Consider the following 9,239-nt stretch of genomic DNA (forward strand, 5'->3'; position numbering starts at 1 on the left):
ATGCTGCACCACTACATGGGCACGTCCACCTTCTCGGAATACACCGTGCTGCCCGAGGTGTCGCTGGCGGTGGTCTCGCAGGAGGCGCCGCTGGACAAGATCTGCCTGCTCGGCTGCGGGGTGACCACCGGCATCGGCGCGGTGCTCAACACCGCCAAGGTCGAACCGGGCTCGACCGTCGCCGTGTTCGGCCTGGGCGCCATCGGCCTGGCGGTGATCCAGGGCGCGGTGATGGCCAAGGCGTCGCGGATCATCGCCATCGACGTCAACCCGGACAAGTTCGCCCTGGCCAAGCAGTTCGGCGCCACCGAGTTCGTCAACCCCAAGGACCACGTCGACCCCATCCAGCAGGTGATCGTCGAGATGACCGACGGCGGGGTCGACTACTCCTTCGAGTGCATCGGCAACGTCGACGTGATGCGCTCGGCGCTGGAGTGCTGCCACAAGGGCTGGGGTGAGTCGGTGATCATCGGCGTGGCCGGGGCCGGCGAGGAGATCTCGACGCGGCCGTTTCAGCTGGTCACCGGGCGGGTCTGGAAGGGCTCGGCCTTCGGGGGCGTCAAGGGCCGCACCGAGCTGCCGGGCTATGTGAAGCGCTACATGGACGGCGAGATCAACATCGACGACTTCATCACCCATGACATGCCCTTCGAGCAGATCAACGAGGCCTTCGAGCTGCTGCATGCGGGCAAGAGCATCCGCAGCGTGCTCCACTATTGATGCGCGCCCGAAGCTGATGCGCGCCCGAAGCCGCGCGAATGATGCGCGCCCGCAACCGCGCGAGTGATACGCGCCCGAAAACGCACGAACTGAGCAGACCGCACGCTCGAGCCGCAAGGGAGAACCTACCCATGAGTCTCATGGACATGCTTCAGCGCTGGTTCGGCGCCCCGAAGTCCCCCCCACCCAGATCCGCCGACAAGCCGGCCGAGAGGCCGGCACCGGCAGCGTCGAGTTCCGGCGACACCTCATCCTCGACCGCTCAGTCCTCCACCGCACAGCAGGGAGATACCGCAATGAGCCACCATCTCCATATCCACCCGTCGGTAGACAACGGCGTCCGCCCCGGCAGCGACAACTTCGAAGGTGGCACCCTGCGCTGCCACTGCCCCGACAACAAGGTCGAGGTAACCGTCAAGTCGCAGTGTGCCCACAACCATGTCTGTGGCTGCACCAAGTGCTGGAAACCCGACGGGGCCCTGTTCTCGATGGTCGCCGTGGTTCCCCGCGACAGCCTCAGCGTCACCGCCAACGAGGACAAGCTCGAGGTCGTCGACCCCTCCGCCGCCATCCAGCGCCACGCCTGCAAGGGCTGCGGGGTGCACATGTACGGGCGCATCGAAAATACCGACCATCCCTTCCACGGCCTGGACTTCATCCATACCGAACTCTCGGATGACACCGGCTGGGCGGCCCCGGAATTCGCGGCCTTCGTCTCCTCGATCATCGAGTCCGGCACCCACCCCGACAACATGGGCGAGGTGCGTTCACGACTCAAGGAGCTGGGGCTGGAACCCTACGACTGCCTGTCGCCGCCGCTGATGGACGCCATCGCCACCCATACCGCCAAGGCCAAGGGGGTGCTCTGACACTCACCGCCTCCCCCGACGACGATGCCAGGCCCCATCGGGCCTGGCATCGTCGTCTCCGGTCCGTATCCAGCAATCCACTAGCCTGCCTTACATCGCCACTTCCACCGGTTTCACGAGCCGGTCGAACACGCTGTAGGCGAGCTGCATGACCTCACGATGGCTGCCGGCATTGAAGGAAATGAGGTCGGTCTCGGCCAGGTGTGGCGAGACGAAGACCTCCAGATCGAAGAGGTTGCCGAAGGGCGGCATCGCGCCGGGCTCGCAATCGGGGAAACGGTCGTGGAAGTCCGCTTCCTTGGCCAGCTCGACGGACTGGGCACCGACGGACCGAGCCAGCCGCTGAAGGTCGACGCGGTCTGTGGCCGGCAGGACCGTCAGGGCGAGACGACCATCGATCTCGACCATGACGCACTTGGCGAAATGCCGACCGGGCACGTGGGCCGCCTCGGCGACCTCCTGGGCGGTATAGGCCGGAGAATGCTGTTGTATGACGTATTTCACGCCGTTATCGTCGAGAAAGCGTTTGACGCGCTCCATGGACATGGGAATCACCCTCCCGGGTGTCGACCAAGAGGCCTTTCAATAAGCCTAGTCCACGTCACCGACGATGGGGAGGCCGCCACACCGCCACCGGGCAGTGGGCCTCATGCAGGATCTCGTGACTGACGCTGCCGGCGGCCAGCTGCGACAGACCGCTGCGGCCATGGGTGGTCATAACCACCATGACGTTGGACTGGTCGGCGAGGTAGCTGACGATGGACTCGGCGGGCTCGTAGCCATGCAGCACCTCCCAGTCCGCCTCGAAGTGGTGCTCGTCATGAATGCGACTGGCCAGGGCGTGGACATAGCCCGACTCCATGATGTCGGCATGGCCAGCGGGCTCCGCAGTCTCGGGATCCCGGATGCCCTGCGGCAGCGGTGAGCGGGAGGAGGGTTCGATCGCCACCACATGCAGCAGTTGAAGGGCGGCGCCCAGGCGCCTGGCCAGGGCCACGGCTTCGGGCAGCACCGCTTCGGCAAGCTTGGAGCCGTCGATGCAGACCATCAGGGTCTCGATACACGCCTGGGCCTCGGAATCGAAGCGCGGGCCGCAAAGGACCACCAGGGCATTGGAGTGACGCACGACTTCCGCCGCCACGCTGCCCAGGAACAGCTCGGAGGCCGGGCGACGACCGTGGGAAGTCATGCACAGCAGCCCCTGGGGATCCGCAGCCAGCCGTGCCAGGGCCTTGGCTGGTGCATCGCCCTCCTCGACCCGCACGGCCTCCTGATAACGCTCGAGGCCCTCCTTGGCCAGCAGCTTGCGTACAGCCTCGCGCCGCTTCTCCACCCGCGTCGCTACGGAGGTCAGTTCCAGCTGGCCGTTCAGCTGGCGATTGAGCAACTCGCCCAGCGCGATGCCGCGCAGCGAATAGGCGGACTCATCCACGGCCACATGCAGTGTGTGCATCTCGACACCTCTCTCACTGTAAGCTGTTATGGTTATTGACCTTGCCCGAGACTCAACGGATGTCCCCCGACGCCTGCTTGGCCTCGCGCGAGGGAACGAAACGGCGATGCAGAGTGTTGTAGGCCAGGGCGCCGACCACCACCCCCCAGAAGGCGGAGCCCAGGCCCAGGAAGCTGATCCCGGAGGCGGTGGCGATGAAGGTGATCACCGAGGCTTCCAGGTGGCCCTTCTGGGCGGCGAAGGCGCTGACATTGCTGGTGATGGCGCCGATCAGCGCCAGTCCTGCCAGCACCGCAACGAACTCGCCGGGCAGCGAGGTGAAGAGCAGCACGATGGTGCCGGCGAAGGTGCCCCCGATCAGGTAGAAGACCCCGTTGGCCACCCCGGCCACATAGCGCTTGTCGGGATCCTCGTGGGCCTCCTTGCTGGTGCAGATGGCCGCCGTGATCGCCGCGATCACCGTGGTGATGCCGCCAAAGAAGGCGGTGACGAAGGACGTCAGGCTGGTCACGATGACGATCGGACGCGCCGGGGTGTTGTAGCCGGAGCTGCGCATGATCGCCATGCCCGGCAGGAACTGTCCGGTCAGGCTGACCAGCACCAGCGGAATGGCCAGGCTGAGGGTGGCGTTCCAGGTCCACTCGGGACGGATGAACGCCGGCTGGGCCAGTTGTACCGAAACCCCCTTCAGGCTGGCCCCCTCGAGCACCACGGCCAGGACCACGCCGACCACCAGCAGCAGCACCAGGCTGTAGCGGGGCGTCAGCCGCTTGAAGACCAGGTAGGCCAGGATCATGCCGATGGCCAACGCCGGCACCGACTCGAGCGATACGAAGACCCCTACGCCGAACTGGAACAGGATCCCTGCCATCATGGCGCTGGCGATGCCCGGCGGGATCGCCTGGATGATGCGGTCGAAGGAGCCGGTAATGCCGATCACGAAGATCACCGCCGCCGCGGTGAGGTAGGCCCCCACCGCCTCGTTCAGCGACAGGCCGGGGAAGAGCGTGACCAGCAGCGCCGTGCCCGGGGCCGACCAGGCGGTGACCACGGGGACCTTCAGCCAGAGGCTGAGCGCGATCCCCGAGACGGCCGCGCCAATGGAGATCGCCCAGACCCAGGAGGTCATCATGGCGGTCGAGATCTCGGCGCTCTGGGCCGCCTGGAAGAAGATCGCCAGGGGGCCGGAGTAGGACACGAGCACCGCCACGAAGCCGGCGGTGATCGCGGGTATCGACCAGTCCTTGTGAAGTCGCATGCAACGTCTCTCCTCACACCTCAGGCGACGCCGAGGTGGGTCTCGAGGATGGTGGGATCGTCCTTCAGGCCCTGGGCACCGCCGCTGTAGACCACCTCGCCCTTGACCAGCAGGATGTGCTTCTCGGCCACCTCCAGCAGGTTGTCGATGTTCTTGTCGACGATGATGGTGGCGATGCCGGAGGCCTTGATCTCGTGGATGATCTTCCAGATCTCGTCGCGGATCAGCGGGGCCAGCCCCTCGGTGGCCTCGTCGAGGATCATCAGGTCCGGGTTGAGGGTCAGGGCCCGTCCAATGGAGAGCATCTGCTGCTCGCCCCCGGAGAGGAAGGAGCCGTCGTGGTTGATGCGCTGGCCGAGCCTCGGGAAGGTGTCCAGCACGCGTTCCAGCGTCCAGGGCGACTCGCCCCGCTCGTTGGGCCGGGCGGCCATGATCAGGTGCTCGCGCACGCTGATGCCGGGGAAGATCCCCCGCCCTTCCGGCACATAGCCGATGCCCTGGCGGATCAGCTGCCAGGGGCGCCGGCGCACCGTCGACTCGCCCTTGATGCGCACCTCGCCCTCGCGCGGTGGCACGAAGCCAAGGATCGACTTCAGGGTGGTGGTCTTGCCCATGCCGTTGCGCCCCAGCAGGCTGAGGGTCTCGCCGGGCATGAGGGTGAGATCGACACCGTGCAGGATATGGCTCTCACCATAGTAGGTGTGCAGCCCCTTGGCTTCGATCAGGGGCGTGATCTGCTCAGCGGCGGTCATGCTTGCGCCTCCTCATGGTGGCGGCCGAGATAGACGTCCCGGACCTTTTCACTGCGGCGAATCTGGTCGGTCGGACCGGTCTCCAGCACGCAGCCGTCCACCATCACGGTGATGCGGTGGGCCAGGCGGAACACCGAGTCCATGTCGTGCTCGATCAGTACCAGCGGATACTGATCGGCCAGGCCCTTGAGCAGCTCGGTAACCTGAGCGGTCTCCTCGCGCCCCATGCCGGCCATGGGCTCGTCGAGCAGCATCAGCGACGGCGCCGTGGCCAGCACCATGGCGATCTGCAGCTGGCGCTGCTCGCCGTAGCTCATGTCGGATGCCGGGGTATAGGCGCGCTGCACCAGCTGGCAGGTCTCCAGGGCTTGGAGCGCCCGCTCGCTGACCGCCCGGGCCTGCTGGCGGGAGCGCCAGCTGCCGAACACCCCGCCCATGTGGATGCGCGCCGCCAGCTGGCAGTTCTGCAGGCAGTTGAGCCGCGGGAAGATATTGGTCTTCTGGTGGCTGCGGCCGATCCCCATGCGGGCGATCTGACGCGCCTTCTTGCCCTGGATGGGCTTGCCGCGGTACAGGATCTGCCCCGACGAGGGCGGAATCTCCCCCGACAGCAGGTTGATCAGGGTGCTCTTGCCGGCACCATTCGGCCCCAGAATGGCGTGGATCTCGCCCGGCTTGACATCGAAATCGACGTCATTGACCGCTATCAGGCCCCCGAAGCGCCGGGTCAGGCCATGGGTTTCCAACAAGGGAGCAGTACTCATGGCTTATCCCTCCTTGCTCTGGGCCGCGGGCTTCGACGACTTGGCCGCGGGCTTGGACGACTTGACCGCGGCCGACCCGGCCTGGCCACGCCGGTTGAACCAGCGCAGCAGGGGCGATTTCATCAGGGCGTCACGCCCGGGTGGGGCGATGATCAGCCCGGCGATGCCCTTGGGCAGAATCAGCACGGCCAGGATGATGGTGATGCCCATCAGGATCGGCCAGTGCGTGGTCAGGTGCTCATAGGTATGCAGCAGGATCTCGAAGGCGAAGGCGCCGAGAATTGGCCCGAAAATGGTGCCCATACCGCCGAGGATCACCATCATCAGCACCTCACCCGAGGTGTGCCAGCCGAGCTGGGCGGGGTTGGCGAAGCCGTACTGCATGGCCGCCAGCATGCCGGCGATCGCCGCCATCACCCCGGCAATCACGAAGGCGATCAGCTTGTAGCTCGCGGTGGCATAGCCCAGCGCCTCCATGCGGTGCTCGTTGTCGTGGATGCCGTCGAGCACCTGGCCATAGTAGGAACGGGTCAGCCAGCGCAGGAAGACATAGCCGACGATCAGGGTTCCCAGACAGAAATAGAAGAACGTCAGCGGGTTATCCATATCCAGTAGCAGGGTGTCACCGACCGCGACACTGGGTCGGAACATGATGAAGACCCCGTCGGTACCGCCAGTATAGGGCGAGGTGCTGACCAGGTAGTAGAGCATCTGACCGAAGGCCAGGGTGGTCATGATGAAGAAGATGCCCTTAGTGCGGATGACCAGGAAGCCGACGACCAGGGCGACCACCGCGGAGACCAGCATGACCAGCGGCAGCATCCACCACAGCGAGGCGGGGCTGAAATCGGGGCTGGCCAGGGCCAGCGTATAGGCCCCCAGGCCGAAGAACAGGGCATGGCCGAGGCTGACCAGCCCCACCACGCCCACCAGCAGATCCAGGCTCATGGCGAACAGCGCCAGGATCAGCATCAAGGTGAGCTGTTCCAGGACGAAGTCACTGCGCGCCCCGAACAGGGCCGGCCCCCAGAGCGGAAAGAGGGCAACGAGTGCGGTCAATACCAGCATGATGATAGAGACGCGCTTGGGATATCTATGCAACATGACTCACCCTCCTCAGGCGAACAGCCCGCGTGGCTTGACCAGCAGCACGGCGGCCATGATCAGGTAGATCACCATGCTGGCAAGGCTCGGAATCAGCACCGACCCGAAGGTCTCGGCCATGCCGATCAGAATGGCCCCCCAGAAGGCGCCCTTGATCGAGCCGATGCCGCCGATGACCACGACGACGAAGCAGGTGATCAGGATGCTGTCACCCATGCCGGGGGCGATGGAGGTCAGGGGCGCCGCGATCATCCCGGCAAAGGCGGTAAGCGCCACCCCGACGCTGAAGATCAGCGTGAACAGGGTGCGCACATTGATGCCCAGTCCCTCCACCATGTCGCGGTTGACCGCGCCGGCGCGGATGATGATACCCAGCCGGGTGTGGCGGATGACCCAGTAGATAACCCCGGCCAGTGCCAGGCAGACACCCATCACGAACAGCCGGTAGACCGAGTACTGCAGGTTGTCGGTAAGCTGGATGCTGCCATCGAAGGGCGCCGGCACCGGCACGCTGTGGACGTCCCCCCCCCAGATGATCCGCTGTGCCTCGTTGAGCACCAGGATCAGCCCAAAGGTCAGCAGTACCTGGTAGAGATGGTCACGCTTGTAGAGCGTGTCGAGAAAGAGCCGCTCGATGATCAGCCCCAGAACGATGGCGATGGGAATGGCGATGACGATGGCCAGCCAGAAGTTGCCCAGCCGCATGGTCAGGTCCCAGACCAGGTAGGCCCCGATCATGTACATGGCGCCATGGGCCAGGTTGATGATGCCCATGATGCCGAAGATCAGCGTCAGGCCACTGGCGATCAGGAACAGCAGCAGTCCGTACTGCAGCCCGTTGAGGAGCTGCACACCAAAGAATGCGAGATCCATGACGATCTCCTCCGCGAGGCACGGGGGCGGGCTTGGCCCGCCCCGGAAGTCAGGGGTTCACCGAATCACTTCTTGCAGGCGTTATCCGGCACTTCGAGTTGCTCGTAGGCGACATCGACGACTTCATGCTTGCCATCCCGGATCTCGCGAAGGTAGACGTTCTGGATTGGGTGGTGGGAATCGGAGAAGCTCATCAGCCCCCTGGGGCTTTCGAGTTCCACACTGGCCAGCGCCGCGATCAGGGCCTCCTTGTCCTCGGTGTTGCCAGCCACCTTGTCCAGCGCCTGGGCCAGCATCATGCCGGTGTCATAGCCCTGCACGGCATAGGCATCCGGCACCTTGCCATAGGCTTCCTGATAGGCCGCCACGAACTGACGGTTCGCGTCACTGTCGAGGGTGTCGGCATAGTGCAGGGTGGTCAGCACGCCTTCCCCGGCATCGCCCAGGGCGCCCAGGTTGCCCTCCGTCAGGAACCCCGAGCCCAGCAGCGGAATGTTGTCCTTGAGGCCCGAGGCCGCGTAATCGCGCACGAAGCTGACCCCGCCCCCACCGGCGAAGAAGGTATAGACGGCGTCCGGATTGAGGCTGCCGATCTGCGCCAGGTAGCTCTGGAACTCGGTGCTCGGGAAGGGCACCAGAATCTCCTCGACGATCTCGCCACCGGCCTCGGTAAAGGCCTCCTTGAAGCCGGCCACGTCCTCCTTGCCGCCGGCGTAGTCCCAGGTGATGGTGACCATCTTGCGGTAGCCCCGATCGTAGGCGACCTTGCCCATGGGGTAGCTGTCCTGCCACATGCTGAAGGAGGTGCGGAACACATTGGGCATGCACAGCTCGTTGGTCGCCGCCCCCAGCCCCGCATTGGGAATGATGGTGATGGCACCGGTCTGCTTGGCCACCCGCAGCATGCCCATGGCAACCCCCGAGTGCACCGGGCCGATCACGAAGTCGACATTGTCACCCCGTACCAGCCGGCTCATGTTCTGGGGCGCCTTGGAGGGGTCGGCTTCGGAGTCCAGCTTCACGTATTCAACGGGACGGCCGCCCAGCTGGTTGCCGCGCTCCTCGATGGCCAGCTGCAGGCCATTGGTGATCGCCTCACCCAGGGCGGTATAGGTACCGGAATAGGGCAGCATCAGGCCGAGCTTGACAGGATGTTCGCTGGCGTATGCCCCACCGGCGGCCATCAGGCCTGCCCCAACAACAGAGGCCAGCAGCGTTTTCTTGATTGAGGTTTTCATTGTGTTCACCAGGGAAATAGCTGTTGTGGTTATCGGTCGTGATATCAGTTGATCTTGCACTCTTCCTGTGGCGTCCCTGCCGCAGGGCCTTGCCGGTCGGATCAGCGTGACCCGGTCAGATGTGATAGATGTCGATGACCTGGTGGATGTAGTCGTTGTTCAGCACCACCTTCTTGTTGGCGATCAGCGGCGTCTCGCCCGACACGTC

10 protein-coding genes are annotated in these 9,239 nt (G+C 64.9%); 2 read left to right on the plus strand and 8 right to left on the minus strand.

The window, feature by feature from the left end; translation table 11 throughout:
• Together CR157_RS07020 and gfa are read left to right on the plus strand one after the other, a co-directional pair.
• Positions 1-720: zinc-binding dehydrogenase (locus CR157_RS07020; RefSeq protein WP_258364083.1), on the plus strand; the 720-nt coding region annotated here is incomplete at its 5' end.
• Positions 721-1,016: 296 nt separating this feature from the next.
• Positions 1,017-1,589: an S-(hydroxymethyl)glutathione synthase gene (gene gfa / locus CR157_RS07025; RefSeq protein WP_110282751.1), complete on the plus strand. Its 573-nt coding sequence runs from the start codon at positions 1,017-1,019 to the stop codon at positions 1,587-1,589.
• Positions 1,590-1,679: 90 nt separating this feature from the next.
• On the opposite strand, the gene CR157_RS07030 is transcribed toward gfa, so the two are convergent.
• The 8 genes from CR157_RS07030 to CR157_RS07065 all read right to left on the minus strand — a co-directional run bounded on the left by CR157_RS07030 (position 1,680) and on the right by CR157_RS07065 (position 9,031).
• Positions 1,680-2,135: an aminoacyl-tRNA deacylase gene (locus CR157_RS07030; RefSeq protein WP_110282752.1), complete on the minus strand. Its 456-nt coding sequence runs from the start codon at positions 2,133-2,135 to the stop codon at positions 1,680-1,682.
• Between the two features lie 55 nt (positions 2,136-2,190).
• The gene (locus CR157_RS07035; protein WP_306766768.1) at positions 2,191-3,150 is read right to left on the minus strand and encodes a universal stress protein; all 960 of its coding nucleotides are present in this window, start codon (positions 3,148-3,150) and stop codon (positions 2,191-2,193) included.
• Positions 3,095-4,300, minus strand: coding sequence for a benzoate/H(+) symporter BenE family transporter (locus CR157_RS07040; RefSeq protein WP_110282754.1), 1,206 nt, complete (start codon positions 4,298-4,300; stop codon positions 3,095-3,097). The genes CR157_RS07035 and CR157_RS07040 overlap by 56 nt, the downstream gene beginning before the upstream one ends.
• A 20-nt stretch (positions 4,301-4,320) precedes the next feature.
• On the minus strand, positions 4,321-5,052 hold the full coding sequence (locus tag CR157_RS07045) for an ABC transporter ATP-binding protein (protein ID WP_110282755.1): 732 nt from the start codon (positions 5,050-5,052) through the stop codon (positions 4,321-4,323).
• Positions 5,049-5,816 carry an ABC transporter ATP-binding protein gene (locus CR157_RS07050; protein WP_110282756.1) on the minus strand — a complete coding sequence of 256 codons (768 nt, stop codon included), beginning with the start codon at positions 5,814-5,816 and terminating at the stop codon, positions 5,049-5,051. Before CR157_RS07050 ends, CR157_RS07045 begins: the two co-directional genes overlap by 4 nt.
• Before the next feature lie 3 nt (positions 5,817-5,819).
• Entirely contained in the window at positions 5,820-6,920 is a 1,101-nt protein-coding gene (locus CR157_RS07055) for a branched-chain amino acid ABC transporter permease (protein ID WP_110282757.1), read from the minus strand.
• 12 nt (positions 6,921-6,932) lie between these two features.
• Positions 6,933-7,793 (minus strand): branched-chain amino acid ABC transporter permease, encoded by an 861-nt coding sequence (locus tag CR157_RS07060; protein ID WP_110282758.1) that lies wholly within the window; start codon positions 7,791-7,793, stop codon positions 6,933-6,935.
• Between the two features lie 65 nt (positions 7,794-7,858).
• Positions 7,859-9,031, minus strand: a complete 1,173-nt coding sequence (locus CR157_RS07065) for an ABC transporter substrate-binding protein (protein WP_110282759.1) — start codon at positions 9,029-9,031, stop codon at positions 7,859-7,861.
• Positions 9,032-9,239 lie beyond the last annotated feature (208 nt).

It is taken from the genome of Halomonas sp. LBP4 (assembly GCF_003202205.1).
GTDB lineage: Bacteria > Pseudomonadota > Gammaproteobacteria > Pseudomonadales > Halomonadaceae > Halomonas > Halomonas flagellata.

What these genes read in the sequence shown, in the direction of transcription:
- gfa (WP_110282751.1), top strand. Translation starts at nt 1,017, where the DNA reads ATGAGCCACCATCTCCATATCCACCCGTCGGTAGACAACGGCGTCCGC.
- CR157_RS07030 (WP_110282752.1), bottom strand. Translation starts at nt 2,135, where the DNA reads ATGTCCATGGAGCGCGTCAAACGCTTTCTCGACGATAACGGCGTGAAA.
- CR157_RS07040 (WP_110282754.1), bottom strand. Translation starts at nt 4,300, where the DNA reads ATGCGACTTCACAAGGACTGGTCGATACCCGCGATCACCGCCGGCTTC.
- CR157_RS07045 (WP_110282755.1), bottom strand. Translation starts at nt 5,052, where the DNA reads ATGACCGCCGCTGAGCAGATCACGCCCCTGATCGAAGCCAAGGGGCTG.
- CR157_RS07050 (WP_110282756.1), bottom strand. Translation starts at nt 5,816, where the DNA reads ATGAGTACTGCTCCCTTGTTGGAAACCCATGGCCTGACCCGGCGCTTC.
- CR157_RS07055 (WP_110282757.1), bottom strand. Translation starts at nt 6,920, where the DNA reads ATGTTGCATAGATATCCCAAGCGCGTCTCTATCATCATGCTGGTATTG.
- CR157_RS07060 (WP_110282758.1), bottom strand. Translation starts at nt 7,793, where the DNA reads ATGGATCTCGCATTCTTTGGTGTGCAGCTCCTCAACGGGCTGCAGTAC.
- CR157_RS07065 (WP_110282759.1), bottom strand. Translation starts at nt 9,031, where the DNA reads ATGAAAACCTCAATCAAGAAAACGCTGCTGGCCTCTGTTGTTGGGGCA.